At 67.5% G+C, this 19015-nt stretch carries 13 protein-coding genes; 5 read left to right on the plus strand and 8 right to left on the minus strand.

From position 1 onward, the window contains the following. Positions 1–61 precede the first annotated feature (61 nt). From ACOJTD_RS24310 to ACOJTD_RS24320, 3 genes are all read right to left on the minus strand, one after another. On the minus strand, positions 62–1270 hold the full coding sequence (locus tag ACOJTD_RS24310; protein ID WP_420135418.1) for an acetyl-CoA C-acetyltransferase: 1209 nt from the start codon (positions 1268–1270) through the stop codon (positions 62–64). Positions 1271–1438: 168 nt separating this feature from the next. Beyond that, positions 1439–3229 (minus strand): acyl-CoA dehydrogenase C-terminal domain-containing protein, encoded by a 1791-nt coding sequence (locus tag ACOJTD_RS24315; RefSeq protein ID WP_420135419.1) that lies wholly within the window; start codon positions 3227–3229, stop codon positions 1439–1441. A gap of 94 nt (positions 3230–3323) precedes the next feature. Then, positions 3324–3710 carry a nuclear transport factor 2 family protein gene (locus ACOJTD_RS24320; RefSeq protein WP_420135420.1) on the minus strand — a complete coding sequence of 129 codons (387 nt, stop codon included), beginning with the start codon at positions 3708–3710 and terminating at the stop codon, positions 3324–3326. A 367-nt stretch (positions 3711–4077) separates the two neighbouring features. On the opposite strand from ACOJTD_RS24320, the gene ACOJTD_RS24325 reads away from it, so the two are divergent. From ACOJTD_RS24325 to ACOJTD_RS24340, 4 genes are all read left to right on the plus strand, one after another. After that, a complete protein-coding gene (locus ACOJTD_RS24325; protein WP_420135421.1) occupies positions 4078–4626 on the plus strand; it encodes a TetR/AcrR family transcriptional regulator in 549 nt (182 codons plus the stop codon). Positions 4627–4840: 214 nt separating this feature from the next. Next, complete coding sequence (locus tag ACOJTD_RS24330) at positions 4841–8161, plus strand: hypothetical protein (protein WP_420135422.1); 3321 nt, start codon at positions 4841–4843, stop codon at positions 8159–8161. A 165-nt stretch (positions 8162–8326) separates the two neighbouring features. Then, positions 8327–9250 carry a sulfite exporter TauE/SafE family protein gene (locus ACOJTD_RS24335; RefSeq protein WP_420135423.1) on the plus strand — a complete coding sequence of 308 codons (924 nt, stop codon included), beginning with the start codon at positions 8327–8329 and terminating at the stop codon, positions 9248–9250. Next, the gene (locus ACOJTD_RS24340) at positions 9250–10035 is read left to right on the plus strand and encodes a TIGR02186 family protein (protein ID WP_420135424.1); all 786 of its coding nucleotides are present in this window, start codon (positions 9250–9252) and stop codon (positions 10033–10035) included. The genes ACOJTD_RS24335 and ACOJTD_RS24340 overlap by 1 nt, the downstream gene beginning before the upstream one ends. A gap of 82 nt (positions 10036–10117) precedes the next feature. Here ACOJTD_RS24340 and ACOJTD_RS24345 read toward each other — a convergent pair whose 3' ends face one another. Continuing rightward, positions 10118–11467 carry an NRAMP family divalent metal transporter gene (locus ACOJTD_RS24345; RefSeq protein ID WP_420135425.1) on the minus strand — a complete coding sequence of 450 codons (1350 nt, stop codon included), beginning with the start codon at positions 11465–11467 and terminating at the stop codon, positions 10118–10120. A 66-nt stretch (positions 11468–11533) separates the two neighbouring features. Continuing rightward, positions 11534–12463, minus strand: coding sequence for a DMT family transporter (locus tag ACOJTD_RS24350; protein ID WP_420135426.1), 930 nt, complete (start codon positions 12461–12463; stop codon positions 11534–11536). Between the two features lie 101 nt (positions 12464–12564). Between ACOJTD_RS24350 and ACOJTD_RS24355 the strand changes: the two genes are divergently transcribed. Further along, on the plus strand, positions 12565–13428 hold the full coding sequence (locus ACOJTD_RS24355) for a LysR family transcriptional regulator (RefSeq protein WP_420135427.1): 864 nt from the start codon (positions 12565–12567) through the stop codon (positions 13426–13428). A 226-nt stretch (positions 13429–13654) separates the two neighbouring features. Here ACOJTD_RS24355 and pdeM read toward each other — a convergent pair whose 3' ends face one another. From pdeM to ACOJTD_RS24370, 3 genes are all read right to left on the minus strand, one after another. Further along, the gene (gene pdeM / locus ACOJTD_RS24360) at positions 13655–14347 is read right to left on the minus strand and encodes a ligase-associated DNA damage response endonuclease PdeM (RefSeq protein ID WP_420135430.1); all 693 of its coding nucleotides are present in this window, start codon (positions 14345–14347) and stop codon (positions 13655–13657) included. Positions 14348–14526: 179 nt separating this feature from the next. Then, positions 14527–17217 carry a ligase-associated DNA damage response DEXH box helicase gene (locus ACOJTD_RS24365; protein WP_420135428.1) on the minus strand — a complete coding sequence of 897 codons (2691 nt, stop codon included), beginning with the start codon at positions 17215–17217 and terminating at the stop codon, positions 14527–14529. 135 nt (positions 17218–17352) lie between these two features. Then, the gene (locus ACOJTD_RS24370; protein ID WP_420135429.1) at positions 17353–18570 is read right to left on the minus strand and encodes an ABC transporter substrate-binding protein; all 1218 of its coding nucleotides are present in this window, start codon (positions 18568–18570) and stop codon (positions 17353–17355) included. Positions 18571–19015: the final 445 nt, after the last annotated feature.

Raw genomic sequence — 19015 nt, forward strand, 5'->3', positions numbered from 1 at the left:
CCCCGCAAGGGGGGAGGGAGCAGGCCGCGCTTGTCGCGCCGGCCTCCTCAATTCCAACGCGTCACACCCGCTCGATGATGGTCGCGGTGCCCATGCCGCCGCCGATGCACAGCGTCACCAGCGCGGTCGCCTTGCCGGTGCGCTCGAGCTCGTCCAGCACGGTGCCGAGGATCATCGCGCCGGTGGCGCCGAGCGGATGGCCGAGCGCGATCGCGCCGCCATTGACGTTGATCTGGTCCTTGTCGATCTCGAACGCCTGCATGTAGCGCAGCACGACCGAGGCGAACGCCTCGTTGAGTTCGAACAGATCGATGTCGCTCTTCTTCATGCCGGAGCGCTCGAACAGCTTCTTGGTGACGTCGACCGGACCGGTCAGCATCATCGCCGGCTCCGAGCCGATATTGGCGAAGGCGCGGATTTTGGCGCGCGGCTTCAGGCCGTGCTTGTCACCGGCTTCCTTGCTGCCGAGCAGCACCGCGCCGGCGCCGTCGACGATCCCGGACGAGTTGCCGGCGTGGTGGACGTAGTTGACCTTCTCGACTTCCGGGTGCGACTGGATCGCCACCGCGTCGAAACCGCCCATCTGGGCCAGCGGCGCGAACGACGGCTGCAGCTGCGCCAGCGACTGCATCGTGGTCGACGGCCGCATATGCTCGTCCTTGGCCAGGATGGTCAGGCCGTTGATGTCCTTGACCGGCACCACCGACTTGTCGAACCGGCCTTCGTCCCACGACTTCGCGGCGCGCTGCTGGCTCTGCACCGCATACGCATCCACATCATCGCGCGAAAAGCCGTACTTGGTGGCGATCAGGTCGGCCGACACGCCCTGCGGCATGAAGTAGGACGGCACCGCCATCGACGGGTCCATCGGCCAGGCGCCGCCCGAGGCGCCGATGCCGATGCGGCTCATCGATTCCGCACCGCCGCCGATCACCAGCTCGTGCTGGCCGCTCATGATCTGCGCCGCCGCGAAGTTCACCGCGTCGAGACCCGAGGCGCAGAACCTGGAGATCTGCACGCCCGGCACCGCTTCGCCGAGGCCGGCATTCATCGCCGCGAACCGCGCGATGTCCGAGCCCGCTTCGCCGACCGGATCGACCACGCCCATCACGACGTCGTCGACCACGTCCTTCTTGAGGTTATTACGGTCCTTCAGCGCCTTCAGCGGCACCGTGGCGAGCGCCAGCGCGGTCACCTCGTGCAGCGAGCCATCGGCCTTGCCGCGGCCGCGCGGGGTGCGAACGTGATCGTAGATATAGGCTTCGGGCATGGGGTCTCTCCCGTTTCGGTCCGTGCTCAGACTGCCGGACGAATTGAACAAGGGCATGTCGGTGCGTCATTGCGAGGAGCGGAGCGACGAAGCAATCCAGTCTTGGTGTGCGGCATGGATTGCTTCGCTGCGCTCGCAATGACGATCATTCGTTGCAGCAGGTCGTGATCAGAACGCTTCCGCCGGCAATTCCATGGTGGTGGCGCTGCCGGTCTGCAGCCGCGCCAGATGCAGCGCGGTGGCGGGTAGCGTCCGTTCCATGAAGAAGCGGCCGGTGACCAGCTTGGTGGTGAGATAGGGCGTGGCGCCGCTGGCGGCAATCTTGTCCTGCGCCACCTTGGCCATCTTGGCCCACATGTAGCCGCAGGCGACCAGGCCGAACAGATGCATGTAGTCAGTGGCGCCGGCGCCGGCATTGTCGGGCGCCGCCATCGCGTTCAGCATCAGCCAGGTGGTGGCCTGCTGCAGATGGCCGAGCGAGGTCGACAGCGGGGTGACGAACGGCTTCATCGCCTCGTCGCCGCCGTGCTCCTTGGCGAACGCGCCGACCTCGGCGAAGAACGCCATCACGGCGCGGCCGCCGTCGCGCGGCAGCTTGCGGCCGACGAGGTCGAGCGCCTGGATGCCGTTGGCGCCCTCGTAGATCATCGCGATGCGGGCGTCGCGGACGAACTGCTCGACGCCGTTGGCGTGGATATAGCCGTGGCCGCCATAGATCTGCTGCGCCATCACGGTGTTGGCGAAGCCGGTGTCGGTGAGCACGCCCTTCAGCACCGGCGTCATCAGGCCGAGATGATCGTCGGCGGCCTGCCGCTCCTTGGCGTCGTCCGAGCGATGCGCGACGTCGCTCTTCAACGCGGTCCACAGCACCAGCGCGCGGGCCGCCTCGTTGAACGAGCGCATCGTCAGCAGTGCACGGCGGATATCGGGATGCACGATGATCGGATCGGCCGGCTTGTCGGTCGCCTTCGGACCCGACAGCGCGCGGCCCTGCAGCCGCTCGCGGGCGTATTCGACGGCGTTCTGATACGCGACTTCCGATTGCGCGAGGCCCTGCACCGCGACGCCGAGACGGGCCTCGTTCATCATCACGAACATGCCCTGCATGCCCTTGTTCTCTTCGCCGATCAGCCAGCCGGTGGCGTCGTCGTAGTTCATGGTGCAGGTGGCGTTGCCGTGGATGCCCATCTTGTGCTCGATCGAGCCGCACACCACGCCGTTGCGCGCGCCGACCGAGCCGTCGGCATTCACCAGAAACTTCGGCACTACGAACAGCGACACGCCCTTGATCCCGGCGGGCGCGCCTTCGATCCGCGCCAGCACCAGATGGATGATGTTGTCGGCCATGTCGTGCTCACCGGCCGAGATGAAGATCTTGGTGCCGGTGATCTTGTAGCTGCCGTCCGCCTGCTTCACCGCCTTGGTGCGCAGCAGGCCGAGATCGGTGCCGCATTGCGGCTCCGTCAGGTTCATGGTGCCGGTCCACTCACCCGACACCATCTTCGGCAAGTAAGTCTGCTTCTGCTCCGGCGAGCCGTGGACGTTGAGCGCCGCCGCCGCGCCCATGGTCAGGCCCGGATACATCGCGAACGCCATGTTGGCGGAGTTGAGGAATTCCTGCACGGTCTGGGTCAGCGTGATCGGCAGGCCCTGGCCACCATATTCGGGCGGCGACGACAGGCCCATCCAGCCGCCTTCGGCGATCTGCTTGTAGGCTTCCTTGAAGCCCTTCGGCGGGGTGACGCTGCCGTCGTCGTGGCGGGTGCAGCCCTGCTCGTCGCCGACCGCGTTGAGCGGATGCAGCACTTCCTCGCTGAGCCGCGCCGCCTCGTTGATGATCGCGTCGCGCACGTCCGGCGCCGCATCGGCGAAGCCGGGCAGATTGTTGTAGCGGTCGAACTGAAACACGTCGTTCAGCAGGAAGCCGACATCTTCAACGGGAGCCTTGTAGATCGTCATGCGTGTCTCTCGATCGGATCAGGTGTGAGAAGTGTACGCCAAGTGGGAGGAAGTCGGAGGGCGGCCACGAGGAATTGACTGAGGTGCCGGCGCGCTATTGACGCGTCAGTTGCTCCCCCATCAGCCGATGCAGCAGATTGATCGCCTTCAATGGCCGGACCATGACCTTGAAGTTCGTAATCCGTCCATCGTCCGCGAAGGTGATGATATCGACGCCGTTGAGCTTGATGCCTTCGATTTCGTTCTCGAATTCGAGCACCGCGCCATTCGCGCTGCGCCATTCACCCACATAGGTGAAGCCGGGGCCGCCCAATACCTTTTCGGCGGCCGTGAGGTACTTGAACACGATGTCACGCCCGACCTGGGGCGTGTGCACCACCGGGCTCTCGAACACCGCATCGGGATGCAGCAGCTCCCACAGCGCGGCTTTGTCGTGGTCCTTCATGAAGGCGTACCACGCGTCGAGCCCGGTCGATGCCATCGATTATGCTCCGATTAGTAAGAACTGATTGCAAGACGCGCGAAGCGACGGCAGCCGTGACCAGCGACCGTCGGCGGCGTCATCGCGCACGCTCGATCGTAGCAGCCAAAGCCGCCCCGGTTGCAGATTGGATCAGAAGAACTGGCTGATTGCGACGACGCGTCACGCCGAGGTCGCAATGACCGCACACGGCGGACAGAAACGGCAAGTCCCGTTGCAGGACCGCATTGCCACGCAGGATCGCTGTCATCGCCACCCATCGCGCGGCGTGGACCGCCGCACCCTTCCGGACCGTTTCCATACATCCCTGAATGGTGTCTAGCGGGACGGCTTGGCCCTGTCAATACACTGGTGTATGGTCGTTGCCATGGAAACGGATACCAAGGATCGGCTGACCCGCGCCGACTGGCTGGCGCACGGCCTGCGGACCCTTGCGCGGCAAGGGGCAAACGCCCTCAAGGTCGGCGACCTCGCCGCCGGCCTGGACGTCTCCCGCGGCAGTTTCTATTGGCATTTCAAGGACGCCACCGATTTCCGCGTACAGCTGCTGCAGCTCTGGCAGGAGCGCGTCACCGACCAGGTATTCCGTGAGATCGACGCCGCCCTCGTCGGCCCGGCGCGGCTGACGCATCTGATGAAGCTCGCCTTCAACGAAGACCGCAGCCTCGACCGGGCGATCCGCGCGCTGGCCGAGACCGACACCACCGCGGCCGAGATGGTGGCATCGGTGGATGCCCGCCGGATCGATTATCTGGCCAAGATCCTGATCGAGTCCGGGGTCGAAAGCCGGCGCGCGCAGTCGCGGGCCGAGTTCCTGTACTGGGCCTATATTGGCCAGACCGCGGTGCTGACGCCTGCCCACAGCGTCATCACCGAGGGCGACATCGACGACCTCAGCGCTCTGTTCACCCGGTGACAGACTGCGCGAAAAGCCGCGCCAGCGGGGTTTTTGCGAGCATCCCGCCAGTTTTACGGCGCTGCGGCTGTGATCCTTAACTCGGTATTTACCCTAACGCGAAAAAGTCGATGCCAGAGGCGACCCTCTCGCATTGGATACGAATGTCTTTCGGCACGGGACATGCGGGGAGGATCGCGGGCGCCGTAGTTGGCAGTTCGGAAGCGACCAGAGCATGAATCGCGTATCGTGGAGCGTCGAGGGTATCGAACCGTCCGTGCGCGAACGGGCGGAGGCCGCCGCCAAGCGCGCCGGCATGTCGCTCGCCGATTGGATCAACGGTCAGCTCGGCGACAGCGCTCCGCAGCCCCAGCCGCCGCAGCAGGGTCGTGCGACCGCAGCTCCCGCGCCGGGGCGCGCGCCGCTGGCCGATAAAAGCGCCTCCGAGGTCGCCGAGATTCATCAGCGGCTGGACGCGATCGCCCGCCAGATCGACCAGATCTCGCGCCCGCCGACCCGCGGCGAGCCGGTGGCGCGGCAGCTTAACGATGCGATTTCGCGGCTCGATGCGCGTCTGTCCCGGATCACCGAGCCGAAGCCCGCGCCCGCGCCGCAGCCGGCCCCGCCGCAGACCCCGACCGAGCGGGTCGAGCGCGCAGCAGCCCAAGTCTATCACACCTCGCCGCCGCTCGATCCGAACGCGCTCGATCTGGCGATCGCCGAAATCGCCGCGCGGCAGAGCGAGCTCGACGCGCCGGTGAACCGCGTGCCGCCGCGGCAGGCGCCGCCGATCGCGCCGGCCATGACACCGCCGGCCGCGCCCGCCGGCCCGGACTTCTCCAGCCTCGAGCAGCAGCTCCTCAAGATCACCAACCAGATCGACGCGCTGCAGCGCCCGGATCAGATCGAGCAGTCGATCGCGGCGTTCCGCGCCGAACTGGCCGAGATCCGCCACACCATCACCGAGGCGATGCCGCGGAAGGCGATCGAGCAGCTCGAGAGCGAGATCAAGTCGCTGGCGCGCCGGCTCGACGACACCCGCGCGGTTGGCACCGACGCCGGCACGATCGCCGGCATCGAGCGCGCGCTTGCCGAGATCCACTCGGCGCTGCGGTCGCTGACCCCGGCCGAGCAGCTCGCCGGCTTCGACGAGGCGATCCGCAATCTCGGCGGCAAGATCGACATGATCGTCCGCAACAGCGACGATCCGAGCACGATGCAGCAGCTCGAAAACGCCATCGGGGCGCTGCGCGGCATCGTGTCCAACGTCGCATCCAACGAGGCGCTGGGGCAGCTCAGCGCCAACGTCCAGACGCTGGCCGACAAGGTGGATCAGCTGTCGCGCGTCGACAGCAACAGTGATTCCTTCGCGGCGCTGGAGAACCGCATCACCGCGCTGACCGCGGCGCTGGAAAGCCGCGAGCGGCCGGCGCCGGGCGGCTCCACCGAGCATCTCGAAGGCGCGCTGCGCGCGTTGTCGGAGCGGCTGGACCATCTGCCGATCGGCAACGACAGCCCGTCCGCCTTCGCGCATCTCGAACAGCGCGTCACCTATCTGCTGGAGCGGATGGAGCAGGCCGCCAGCCAGCGCGGCAGCGGCAATCTCGAGCGCGTCGAGGAAGGGCTGCAGGACATCCTGCGGATGCTCGAGCGCCAGCAGGAGAGCTTCACCCGGATTGCCGACCTCGGCCGCAGCACCCCGCCGGCGTTCGACAACGGCGTGGTCGAGACCATCAAGCGCGAGATCTCCGATATCCGCTTCAGCCAGTCGGAGACCGACCGGCACACCCAGGATTCGCTGGAAGCGGTTCACAACACGCTCGGCCATGTGGTCGACCGGCTGGCGATGATCGAGACCGACCTGCGTGGCGCCCGAACCGCTCCGCAGCCGGCGCCTGCCGCGCGCGAGCCGGCCGAGCCGAGCCCGGCCGCAATGGCCCCCTCGCCGCAGATCAACCTGCCGCCGCGCCCGGAACTGCCCAACCCCGCCGCTGCGCCAGCTCCCGCGCCCGCCTTCGTGGCTGCTCCGCGCGACTTCGCGCCGGGCCGGCCGATGGCGGAACCTGCTCCGGCGCTTGCGCCTGAACCGCGCGCGATCTTCGACATTCTCGATCCGCAGCCGAGCCGCAGCAGCGCGCCCGAACCGCAGATCACCACGCGCTGGAGTGCGCCCGAGACGCTGCCGCCGGATCATCCGCTCGAACCCGGTACCCGGCCGCCGGGCCGGGTCGCCTCGCCGTCCGAACGGATCGCGGCCTCGGAAAGCGCCCTCAGTGAATTCGCCGGTGCAGCCAAGGCCGAACCGGCCAGCAGCTCCAGCTTCATCGCCGCCGCGCGCCGCGCCGCCCAGGCGGCCGCCTCCGCGACCGCGCAGCCGGGCGACAAGTCCAAAGCCAAGGCCGACAAGGCCAAGCCGGAAGGCGGCGCCGCCAGCGGGGCCGCCGGCAAGCCCGGCACGACCCTCGGCTCCAAGATCCGCTCGCTGCTGGTCGGCGCCAGCGTCGTGGTGATCGTGCTCGGCACGTTCAAGATCGCCATGAATCTACTCGACAGCACCGACCATCCCGTGCCGGCCGCAAGCCTGCACGAGACCGCGCCGCAGGACGGCCTTACCCCCGATGAGGACGAGGATGCGCCGCCAGCTGCGGCGCCGGCCGCGCCGACCCCGGCCGCGCCGTCGATGACCTCGCCGACCCCGATCAACCGGCAGTCGCTGTTTGCGCCGCAGACCCCGGCTGCGCCGGAGCCTGCCCCGATGCCGCCGGCAGCCGCTGCTCCCGCCGACGTCACCGGCTCGATCCAGCCGCCCCAGCCCAGCACCCCGCCGGGCCCGATCGGCACCATCACGATCCCGGCCGGCGAAACGCTGCCCGAGGCGATCGGCGGAGCCGCGCTGCGCAAGGCCGCCCTGAAGGGCGACGCCGCGGCGGCCTACGAAATCGGCACCCGCTTCTCCGAGGGCAAAGGCGTACCCGCCAATGCCGAGGAAGCCGCCAAATGGTACGGCCGCGCCGCGCAGGCCGGCATCGTGCCGGCGATGTTCCGGATGGGCACGCTCAACGAAAAGGGCCTCGGCGTTCCGAAGGATCTCGACGTCGCCCGGCGCTACTACGTCAAGGCGGCCGATCGCGGCAACGCCAAGGCGATGCACAATCTCGCGGTGCTGGAAGCCGATGGCGGCGGTCGCGGCGCCAACTACAAGAGCGCTGCCGAGTGGTTCCGCAAGGCGGCCGTTCGCGGCGTCGCCGACAGCCAGTTCAACCTCGGCATCCTGTATGCCCGCGGCATCGGCGTCGAACAGAACCTAGCCGAGTCGTTCAAATGGTTTAGCCTCGCCGCCGCCCAGGGCGACACCGACGCCGGCCACAAGCGCGACGATGTCGCCAAGCGGCTCGATCCGCAGTCGCTGTCGGCCGCCAAACTGGCGATCCAGACCTTCACGGTCGAGCCGCAGCCCGACGACGCCGTCAAGGTCGCCGCCCCGGCCGGCGGCTGGGACGGGCAGCCCGCCGCCGCGGCCAAGTCGGCCGCAGCGGGCAAGCGCGCGGCGCGCTGAGCGAACTGTTCACCACCGCACGACGTCACGGCGGCGCGGGCCGAAAAAGCCCCGCCGTCGCGGATTCTTTAATCCCCGGTCAGGCTGATATCGGTTATGGAGGGCGACGCGGGCTTCGGTAGTCCGCGGTTTCAGCCCCAGCGACGAACTGCGAAGCGACCGCGCGTGCAGCTTTATCTTCCGATCGCAGACCTTCCGGTCAACGTCCTGCTCATCCTGGCGATGGGCGCTGCGGTCGGGTTCGTGTCCGGCATGTTCGGCGTCGGCGGCGGCTTCCTGATGACGCCGCTGCTGATCTTCATCGGCATCGCCCCCGCCGTCGCGGTGGCCTCCGTCACCAGCCACATGGCCGCGTCGTCGTTCTCGGGCGCGCTGTCGTATTGGCGGCGGCGCGCGATCGATCCGATGCTGGCGTTCGTCCTGTTATGCGGCGGCATCGCCGGGACCGCGCTCGGCGTGTGGTTCTTCGTGCTGATGCGCTCGGTCGGCCAGCTCGACCTAATGATCGCGCTGTCCTACGTCGTGCTGCTCACCGCGGTCGGCGGACTGATGGTGTATGAGGGCCTCCGCGCCATCCTGCGCACCCGGCGCGGCCAGGTGGCGCTCGCCGGCCGCACCGGCAACCGCAACTGGATCCACGCGCTGCCGCTGAAGATCCGGTTCAAGCGCTCCAAGATGTATCTGTCGGTGATCCCGGTGGCGGCGATCGGCCTGCTGATCGGATTCATCGGCGCCGTGATGGGCGTCGGCGGCGGCTTCATCCTGGTGCCGATGCTGATTTATCTGCTGCGGGTGCCGACCAGCATGGTGGTGGGCACCTCGATGGTGCTGACGCTGGTGACGATGCTGATCGCCACCGTGCTGCACGCCGCCACCAATCATCTGGTCGACGCCGTGCTGGCGCTGATCCTGATGATCGGCGGCGTCACCGGCGCGCAGTTCGGCGCCCGGGCCGGCCAGCGCATCCGCGGCGAACAGCTCCGGCTGCTGCTCGGCCTCCTCGTGCTCGCGGTCGGTATCCGCTTTGCCATCGATCTCGGCATCAAGCCGGACGAATTGTTCACCCTGCGCGAAACCGGGCCGATCTGATGGCCGGGCACGCCGCACACGCGCTCCTCGTGATGCTGCTGACGCTGCTCGCGCTCGCCTCTCCGGCCTGCGCCGAAAAGCTGATCGTGTCGGTCTCCAATGCCCGGGTGACGGTGACGCCGAATTACTCCGGCGGCGAACTGGTGCTGTTCGGCTCGGTCGAGCGCGACAACCCGGCGCCGGTCGAGCAGATGCCTTACGATCTGGTGGTCACGGTGATCGGCCCGCGCGCCGACATGGTGACGCGCCGCAAGGAGCGCCGTTTCGGCATCTGGATCAACACCGATTCCCGGCAGTTCCTGATGGTGCCGAGCTATCTGGCGGTGTTCTCCAACAAGCCACTCGAGGCGATCGCGCCGTCCGAGGTGCGCCGGCGGCAGCAGCTCGGCATCAGGCACACGCTGCTGACGCAGCGGATCGGCACCGACTATGCGGACGTCGTCGCCGACGATCAGTTTCGTACCGCCTTCGTCCGGCTGCGCGAAGAGCGCAAGCTCTACGAGGAAGATCCGGCCGCGGTGAAATTCCTGACCCCGACGCTGTTCCGCACCGGCATCCCGCTGCCCGCTGAAGTGCCGATCGGCAGCTACGAGGTGCAGATCAAGCTGTTCGGTCAGGGCGAATTGCTGACCCAGACCGAGACCTCGTTCGAGATCGCCAAGGTCGGCTTCGAACAATTCGTCGCCACCGCGGCGAAGCAACACGGCATCCTCTACGGCCTGATGACCGCCCTGATGGCGCTCGCCACCGGCTGGATGGCCTCGATCGTGTTCAGGCGGGACTAATTCCCCCATGTGTCCCGCATCTGCGGCGCACCGCTTCGCGCTGTACCGCGCGCGGGACACTCATCAGCCCCAAGCGGCGGGCTTACAAGAAATACCCCACCGCCATCGCCGCGACGCTAAGCGCCATCGCGGCGGTCGACAGCCAGCCGAGCCAGTACAGCCAGCCGCGGATCACGAACTGCTTCATGATCGAGCGCCGTCCCACCATCAGCATCAGCAGCACCATGACCGGCACCGCCAGCACGCCGTTGATCACCGCGCTCCAGTACAGCGCCGAGATCGGATTGATCGGCGCGAAGTTCATGCCGACGCCGAGCGCGCCGGCCAGTGCCAGCACGCCATAGAACGCGCGCGCCTCCTTGGGCTTGCGGGCGAGGCCGACCGGCCAGCGCCGGCCCTCGCCGACCGCATAGGCGGCCGAGCCGGCCAGCACCGGAATTGCCAAGAGGCCGGTGCCGACGATGCCGAGCGCAAAAATCCATTCGGCGAGCGGCCCGGCGATCGGCTTCAACGCTTCGGCCGCCTGCGCCGAGGTCTGAATGTCGGTCTTGCCGGCGGCGTGCAGCGTCGCCGCCGCCGTGGTGATGATCGCGAGCGCGATCAGATTGGAGAACGCCATGCCGATCACGGTATCGGCGCGGATGCGCTGAAATTCGCTGCGGGCGTCGCGCGGCGACCTGACCAGCGGCTTCTTGTCGGGATCGATCCGCTCTTCCTCGGCCTCCTGCGAGGCCTGCCAGAAGAACAGATAGGGCGAGATCGTGGTGCCGAAGATCGCGACGATCGTGGTCAGATAATCGACGCTCCAACTGATCCGCGGCAGCAGCACGCCGGCCAGCGCCTGCGACCAGTCCACCTTGGCGACGGCGAGCGCCGCCACATAGGCGAACAGGCATAGCGTCAGCCATTTCAGCACCGCGACGTAGCGGCGATAGTCGAAGAAGATCTGCGCGATCACCGAGATTGCGCCGTAGCCGACCACGTAGAGCAGCGGGTGGCCGCCGATCAGCAGCTTCGTCGCGTCGCCCATCGCCGCGAGGTCGGCGGCGATATTGATGGTGTTGGCGGTGAACAGCAGCAGCACGATCGCGCCGAGCAGCCCGCCGGAGTAATGCCGGCACACGTTGCCGGCGATGCCGTGGCCGGTGACCCGGCCGACCCGGCCGGAGATTTCCTGGATCGCCGTCATAAGCGGGAAGGTCAGCAGCATCGTCCAGCCGATGCCGTAGCCGAGCTGTGCGCCCGCCTGGCTGTAGGTGCCGATGCCCGAAGGATCGTCGTCGGAGGCGCCGGTGATCAGGCCGGGACCGAGAGTCTTGAGGAAGCCGCGGAGCCGGAAGGTTTCGAGCCGCTGGACCTTGGGGGCGGACGGATCCGGATCGATGAAGTCCGGATGTTCGGACTTGCTGTTGGCCTCGGTCTTCACGCGCATCCCCGGCCGGTTCTCGCCACCGCGACAACCTAGCCGGAGACGGTTCGTTCCGGCAATGGAACGACGCTAAGCGGAGATCGGCGGCCGCAGTGTGACGGCGCGCGCCGGCCGCGTTACCAGATAGATGCCGATGGCCACCGGGACGACGCCGAGCAGGTCGCGCGCGTCGATCGCCTCACCCAGCACCAGCCAGGCGAACAGCATCGCCAGCGGCGGCATCACGAAGTGCCAGGCGCTGGCCGCGGTCGCGCCGTAGAGCTTCAGCAACCGCAGCCACAGCCAGTTCGCCACGGCGCCGCCCAGCACCAGGAAGCCGAATGCGCCGGCGAGCCGCCAGCTCGGCACGATGCCGCCGATGCTCGACAGCGAAAAGGCCAGCGGCATCAGCACCAGACCGGCGGCGAGGCTCTGGATGCCGTTGCCGATCCACAGGCTGCCCTGCGGCGCCAGCCGCTTGAACAGGATGGTGCCGGCGACGATCGAGGCGAGCGACGCCAGCGTGAAGGCGATGCCGTGCCATGCCTCTGCGCCGATCGCGATACGGTGCCAGACGATAAAGGCGACGCCCGCGACACCGAGCACCAGCCCCGCCACCTTCCGCCAGGTCAGCGCCTCGTTCAGCACCAGCGCCGCCAGCAGCGCGGTGAAAACCGGATTGGCACTGACGATCAGTCCGCCGATGCCGGCCGAGACGGTCTGCAGCCCGACATAGCCAAGGCCCAGATACATCGCGTAGTTGACGATTCCGAGCACCGCGTAGAGCGCGACGTCACGCGGTCGCAGATCCCAGCGCTCGCGCATCAGCGGCGCCAGCCCGAGCACCAGCAGGCCGGCCAGGGTGAAGCGCCCGGCCAGCAGGATCAGCGGCGGACAATCGGCGACGCCGGCCTTGCCGGCCACGAAGGCGAAGCTCCACAGCGCACAGAACAGCGCGATCTGCAGCGGGCGGGTGTTGAAGGTCGGGGGCGAGAGCGAGGTGGTGGGCGCGAGCGACATCGGGCAACTCCTGGGACCGATCCCGATCTAGGCACCCGCGTTGTCATTGGGAAATTAAATGATAAGATCGATACCAGTGGATTTTTGAATGGCGTCGCCCCATGCTCGATCTTGAATTGCTGCGCAGCTTCGTGTCCGTCGTGGACGCCGGCGGCTTCACCCGGGCCGGCGAGCGCGTGCACCGGACGCAATCGACGGTGAGTCAGCAGATCAAGCGGCTGGAAGACGATCTCGGCCAGCAATTGCTCAACCGTGCCGGCAAGGACGTCACCCCGACCGAAGCCGGCGAACGGCTCCTCTCCTACGCGCGGCGGCTGCTGGCGCTGGCCGAAGAGGCGCGCGACGTGGTGGCGCGGCCGGGCCAGGACGGTGCTATCCGGCTCGGCATTCCGGAGGATTTTGCCGCCTATCGGCTGCCGCGGCTGCTCGGCAGCTTCTCGCGCGCGCGGCCCGGCCTGCGGCTCGACGTCCGTGCCGACCAGAGTCTCAATCTCAGGCGCGATCTCGAACGTGGCGATCTCGATCTTGCATTATTAAAGCGCGAGGCCGGCGGTCAGGGCGCGATCGCGGTGTGGCCGGAGCGGGTGTATTGGGTGAACAGCAAGAACCATCCCTGCAACGTCAAGGCCGCGAGCGTGCCGCTGATCTTCTTCCCGGGCGGCTGCCTGTATCGCACCCGCGCGATCCACGCGATCGAGGCCGCCGGACGGCGCTGGCACATGGCGTATAGCAGCTCGAATCTCGCCGGCATCCAGGCCGCCGTCGCCGCCGGACTCGGCCTGTCGATCCTGTCGGACATCTCGATCCAGGCCGAGCACCGCAAGCTGACCGCCCGCGACGGCTTCCCGCCGATCGACCGCACCGAACTGGCGCTGGTGGCCGGTCCCGAAGCCAGCCCGGCGACGCTCCGCCTCGCCGACCGGCTCGCCGAGTTCTGCGAAGAGGTTTACGCCAAGGCGGCTTAGCTCGCGTACTTAGGTTAGCATGGCCTAGCTGAGTTGCTCGATGCGATCGCTGAGTACGTCCACTTCCCCCGTGTCATTCCGGGGCGCGCGCAGCGCGACCCAGAATCTCGACAGCACGCACACCGCGCGCGTTAAGATTCCGGGTTCGCTCACTACGTGAGCGCCCCGGAATGACTCGCGGTGGGGCGCGCCTACGAAAAGGAACCGCTCGGCGAGCGCCGGGCGCTCAGCAGCAGCGCGACGCGGCGATGGCGTGGAGGCGGTGATCGCCGAGGACGTGGGCGACGAAGGCGGCCGAGCCGAACAGCCGCGCGAACGCGGCGTCGCGGATGTTGAGGCCGCCGGTGTAGGCGCCGAACGCCGGCATCACCACGCGCTCACCATCGCCGGCAAAGCAGCGCCGCTCGACGCTGCGGCCGCGGCGGCTGACGCGTGCTTTCGGATGTAGGTGCCCGGCGATCTCGCCGCGCGCGCCGGTCGGCTCGTGGCGGAACGCGATCGCGCCGAGCATGACTTCGGCTGCGACGCTGCCGCCGAGATCGGACGGCAGGTCCGGATCGTGATTGCCGGCGATCCAGATCCAGTCGCGCCGCGCCTGCAGCGCCGTGAGGATATCGCGATTGGCGCGGCTGAGTCGGCCATGCGCGTCGCGGTCATGGAAACTGTCGCCGAGCGCCACCACCGTCTTCGGATCAAACCGCGCGATCACCGCGCCGAGCCGGCCGAGCGTCGCCACCGTGTCGTAAGGCGGCAGCAGGACGCCGCGCATCGCGTAGCTGGAGCCTTTTTCAAGATGCAGATCGGACACGACCAGCAGCCGCTCGTCTTCCCAATACAGCGCACCCGCCAGATCGGCGACGAACGTCGCGCCGGCGATGGTGACGCTGCAATCGGTGATCGGGAGCGGATCTGCAAACATTGTCGTCATGGCCGGGCTTGTCCCGGCCATCCACGATGAGCTCGGGGGAATGCTGTGTTCGTGGATGCCCGGGCCGTCGCCGCGCCGAAGCGGCTATGGCCGCGCAGGCGGGACGAGCCCGGGCATGACGGATAGTTCGGCGCCCCGGAGTGATGGGTTTCGCTTGCGCTCAACCCATCCTACGAGCGTTCCATCGCCTCGCGCACCAGTTCGTCGGCGGCTTCGGCGAGCAGTTCGTCGGAGGCTTCGCCGTACACGGCTTCGCGGCCGATTTCCAGCATCACCGGCACCGCCAAAGGCGACACGCGGTCGAGTTCCTTGTGGACGATGCGTCCCTTGATTCGCGTCAGCATATCACTGAGACGTCGTAAATCGAGCAACCCTGTGGCGGCGTCGGCGCGGGCGGCGCGCAGCAGCACGTGGTCGGGCTGGTGCTTGTTGAGCACGTCGTAGACCAGATCGGTCGAGAACAGCACCTGGCGGCGCGACTTCTCCTCGCCGGCAAAGCGCCGCGCGATCAGTCCGGAGATGATCGCCGCATAGCGGAAGGTGCGTTTCATCAGCGCCGATTCGGCGAGCCAGGCTTCGAGATCGTCGCCCAGCATGTCGGGATCGAACAGCGCGTCGAGATCGAGCCGGCCCTGCCGGATCATATGCGACGTATCGCCGAGCCCCCACACCGCCAGCGCATATTCGTTGGCGACGAAACCGAGCGGCCGGGCGCGGGCGCGCTCCAGCCGCCGCGTCAGCAGCATGCCGAGCGTCTGATGCGCCAGCCGGCCCTCGAACGGGTAACACACGAGATAATACTTGGCGGCGCGCGGAAAGGTCTCGACCACGAGTTCGCGCCGCGCCGGCACGCGTGACGCCTTGGTCTGCAGCGCCAGCCAGTCGCGCACCTGATCGGGCAGCCCCGTCCAGCTTCGCTTGTCGGCGAGCAGCCCGCGGACGCGTTCGGCCAGATAGGTCGACAGCGGAAACTTGCCGCCCATGTAGGACGGCACCCGCGCGTCCTTGTCGTGCGCGCGCGAGACGTAAACCTGATCCTCCATCAGCGCCTCGTAGCGCACGACCTCGCCGCCGAACACGAAGGTGTCGCCGTGCGTCAGGCCTTCGATGAAGTACTCCTCGATCTGGCCGAGCATCCGGCCGCCGCGCGCGATCGCGCCGGTGTGGCCGCTGCCCTTGGACTTCGCCGAGCGCACCAGCTTCACCTTCAGCATCGCCTCTTCGACGATGGTGCCGACGTTGAGCCGATAAGCCTGCCGCACTTTCGGATTGGCGACGCGCCATTTGCCCTGCTTGTCCTGCTTGATGCGGGCGAAGCGCTCGTAGCTCTTCAGCGCGTAGCCGCCGGTGGCAACGAAATCGAGCGTGTCGTCGAAATCGGCGCGCGACAGATCCGCATAGGGTGCGGCGCTGCAGACTTCGCGATAGAGGTCGTCGGCAAAGAACGGCTCGCCGCAGGCGCAGCCGAGGATGTGCTGGGCGAGCACGTCGAGCGCGCCTTTGCGCTGCGGCGGCGTATCCTGCGCATTCTCGGCGACGGCATCGATCGCAGCGGCGCATTCCAGCACTTCGAAGCGATTGGCCGGCACCAGCACGGCGCGCGAGGCTTCATCCAGCCGGTGATTGGCGCGGCCGATCCGCTGCATCAGCCGCGACGCACCCTTCGGCGCGCCGACGTTGATGACGAGGTCGATGTCGCCCCAGTCGATGCCGAGATCGAGCGACGAGGTACACACCACGCCGCGCAGCTTGCCGGCAGTCATCGCGTCTTCGACGCGGCGGCGCTGCGCAACGTCGAGCGAGCCGTGATGCAGCGCGATCGCCAGATTGTCGTCGTTCATGCGCCAGAGTTCCTGGAACAGCATCTCGGCCTGGCTGCGGGTGTTGACGAACACCAGTGTGGTGGTGTTGCGCTTGATCAGATCGTAGATCTCGCCGAGCGCATGCCGCGCCGAGTGCCCGGCCCACGGCAGCCGCTCCCTGGTATCCAGCATCTCGACGATCGGCTGCACCGCGCCGCTGGCGACGACGATGTCGGCCTGTTCTCGCGCGTCGGCACTTCCTGCTCCCCCCCCCCCTGGGGTAGTGGGCCGGGGTGAGGGGTGGGCGGCAAGCTCGGCGCTCGTGGCTTCCCCCTCACCCGGCAGCCTTCGGCTGCCACCCTCTCCCACGAGCGGAGAGGGGAAGAACGGCTGCGGCACCAGGAAGCGCGCGAGTTCATCGGGATAGGCGACGGTCGCCGACAGCCCGGTGGCGCGGAGCTGTGGCGCGATCCGCCACAGCCGCGCGAGCCCCAGTGATAACAGGTCGCCGCGCTTCGACGTCACCAGCGCGTGCAACTCATCGAGCACGATCCGGCGCAGCGAGCCGAACAAATACGGCGCATCGTCCGAGGCAAGCAGCAGCGCCAGCTGTTCGGGCGTGGTCAGCAGGATGTCCGGCGGATGTTTGCGCTGCCGCGTCCGCCGCGACACCGGCGTGTCGCCGGTGCGGGTCTCGACCCGGATCGGCAGCTTCATTTGCGCAATCGGCGCTTCGAGATTGCGGGCGATATCGACCGCGAGCGCCTTGAGCGGCGAAATGTACAGGGTATGCAGGCCGCCGGGGCGGGGCTCCGGTCCTTCGGCCCGCGTGCGGGGAGAAGGCGTCCCTTCGCTCAGCTCCACCAGCGTCGGCAGGAATCCCGCCAGCGTCTTGCCGGCGCCGGTCGGGGCGATCAGCAATGCCGCCCGGCCGGCGCGCGCGCGCTCCAGCAGCGCCAGCTGATGCGCGCGCGGCGCCCAGCCGCGCTCGGCGAACCAGCGGCGGAACCGTTCGGGCAGCAGGTCGAGGGGTGGATCGGTCTCGGCGAGGCTCACCAAGCCAAGCTAGGCATTCGGGCCGCATAGGTCGAGGTTCGGCGCGGGAAATGTCGCCGCCCCCCAAACGAACATGGCCGGGACGAGCCCGGCCATGTCGTAGCTGATCGTGGACCGGTTCCGGTCGATGGACCGGACTTACTCCGTGACCGCCTTGTCGGAGACGTCCCAGTCCTTGCCGTTGAACTGCATGGTGTAGAGCGTCTTGATCGAGGTGTAGTCGGTCGGCGTGTAGGAGTAGCTGACGCCCGGCAGCATGTGCGGCGTGCTGAAGCCGCCCAGCATCGACGCCTGCTTCAGGACGTTCTCGTGGGTGAGTTCGTCGCCGCAGCGGCGCAGGATCTCGGCCATTGCCACGGCCTGGCCGTAGCCCGAAAACGCGATCGAATTGTCCGCCGCGACGTTCGGCAGATACTTCTTGCGCAGCTCGTCGAACGCCATCACGCCCGGATCATTGGCCCATTTGGCCGAGCCGATGTCCTTGGTGTAGGCGATCGCCACGATGTCCTTGGCGTTTTCGAGGCCGGCGGCTTCGAGAATCGAACGCCCGGTCGAGCCGGCCGACAAGAGCTGCAGCGGCTTCCAGCCGAGCTCGGCGACCTTGCGGATCGACTGCGACGTCGCCTTGCCGGTGGTGATGTTGTAGAACACGTCGGCGCCGGACTTCGACAGGTTGATGATCTGCGAGTCGATCGTCGGCTCGGTCAGGTCGTAGCTGGCCTCGGCCACCACCTTGGCTTTGCCGCCGGCCTCTTCCAGAACCTTCTTGAACGGGCCGAGGAAGTCGCGGCCGAAATCGTCGTTTTGGTACAGGATCGCCACCTTGGCGTCGGGCTTGTTGGCGACGACGTATTTGGCGAGGATGCGGGCCTCGGTCGGGTACAGCGGCAGGCCCGCCATGGTCCATTTGAAGTTCTTCGGGTCATTCCATTTGGACGCCCCGGTGTTCAGCAGCAGCTGCGGAACCTTCTTGGAATTCAGGTACTTGTGGACCGCGGTCTGGGGCGCAGTGCCGAGCGAGCCGTACAGCGCCAGCACTTCGTCCTGCTCGACCAGCCGGCGGGTCGCTTCGACCGCCTTCGGGGCGCTGTAGGAGTCGTCGAGCGTGATGAACTTCACCTTGCGCCCGTTGATGCCGCCCTTCTCGTTGAGCATCTGAAAGTAGGCTTCGCCGACGCGGCCGAGCACGCCGTAGAGCGAGCCGGGGCCGGAATGCGGCACGGTCTGGCCGATCTTGATTTCAGTGTCGCTGGCGCCGGCATCGTATTTCTTCTCGGCCGCGGTCGCCGAGGTCGCGGCGAGCAGCAACGTCCCCAGCGCGGCGCACGTGGAGACGGATTTGGAGCGCAGGTTCATCAAGTTTCCTCCTGGTGTGCCGGTTCGCTGGCGCGTCCGGTTCTCGTTCTGCCGTGGCGTAGGTTCGCTCTTTCGGCAGCGGCATCCTGTGCGGAACACCGACCGTTCGCAACCCTGCATAGAGGTGAAAAAACGCTGATTTTCCCGCAGGACGGGAAACTCCGAGGTTTCTTCAGCGACCTCTCGCCGCAGCGTCCACAGGGTTCCGGCGCGGCCTGATTCGGTCCGTTAATCAGACGTTTACGGCATTGACGGCGGGCGAATTTCCGCGGGTGTGGCCGGCCGGGTACAGCCGCAAAGAGCGAACCGAGTTAGTTTCCGCCGATCATCAGGAAGGTACCCCATGAAAAAGATTCTCGCCGGTGTGGCGCTCGTTGGCTCTGCGGTCAGCGCTCAGGCAGCCGACCTCGCGGTCAAGGCCCCGTACATGAAAGCCCCGGTCGCT

The organism is Rhodopseudomonas sp., assembly GCF_048594845.1.
GTDB lineage: Bacteria > Pseudomonadota > Alphaproteobacteria > Rhizobiales > Xanthobacteraceae > Rhodopseudomonas.

Bases quoted from the DNA above. Each gene is read 5' to 3' on its own strand.
- ACOJTD_RS24315 (WP_420135419.1), bottom strand. From the start codon at position 3,229: ATGACGATCTACAAGGCTCCCGTTGAAGATGTCGGCTTCCTGCTGAAC.
- ACOJTD_RS24310 (WP_420135418.1), bottom strand. From the start codon at position 1,270: ATGCCCGAAGCCTATATCTACGATCACGTTCGCACCCCGCGCGGCCGC.
- pdeM (WP_420135430.1), bottom strand. From the start codon at position 14,347: ATGTTTGCAGATCCGCTCCCGATCACCGATTGCAGCGTCACCATCGCC.
- ACOJTD_RS24330 (WP_420135422.1), top strand. From the start codon at position 4,841: ATGAATCGCGTATCGTGGAGCGTCGAGGGTATCGAACCGTCCGTGCGC.
- ACOJTD_RS24340 (WP_420135424.1), top strand. From the start codon at position 9,250: ATGGCCGGGCACGCCGCACACGCGCTCCTCGTGATGCTGCTGACGCTG.
- ACOJTD_RS24320 (WP_420135420.1), bottom strand. From the start codon at position 3,710: ATGGCATCGACCGGGCTCGACGCGTGGTACGCCTTCATGAAGGACCAC.
- ACOJTD_RS24325 (WP_420135421.1), top strand. From the start codon at position 4,078: ATGGAAACGGATACCAAGGATCGGCTGACCCGCGCCGACTGGCTGGCG.
- ACOJTD_RS24355 (WP_420135427.1), top strand. From the start codon at position 12,565: ATGCTCGATCTTGAATTGCTGCGCAGCTTCGTGTCCGTCGTGGACGCC.
- ACOJTD_RS24370 (WP_420135429.1), bottom strand. From the start codon at position 18,570: ATGAACCTGCGCTCCAAATCCGTCTCCACGTGCGCCGCGCTGGGGACG.
- ACOJTD_RS24345 (WP_420135425.1), bottom strand. From the start codon at position 11,467: ATGCGCGTGAAGACCGAGGCCAACAGCAAGTCCGAACATCCGGACTTC.
- ACOJTD_RS24350 (WP_420135426.1), bottom strand. From the start codon at position 12,463: ATGTCGCTCGCGCCCACCACCTCGCTCTCGCCCCCGACCTTCAACACC.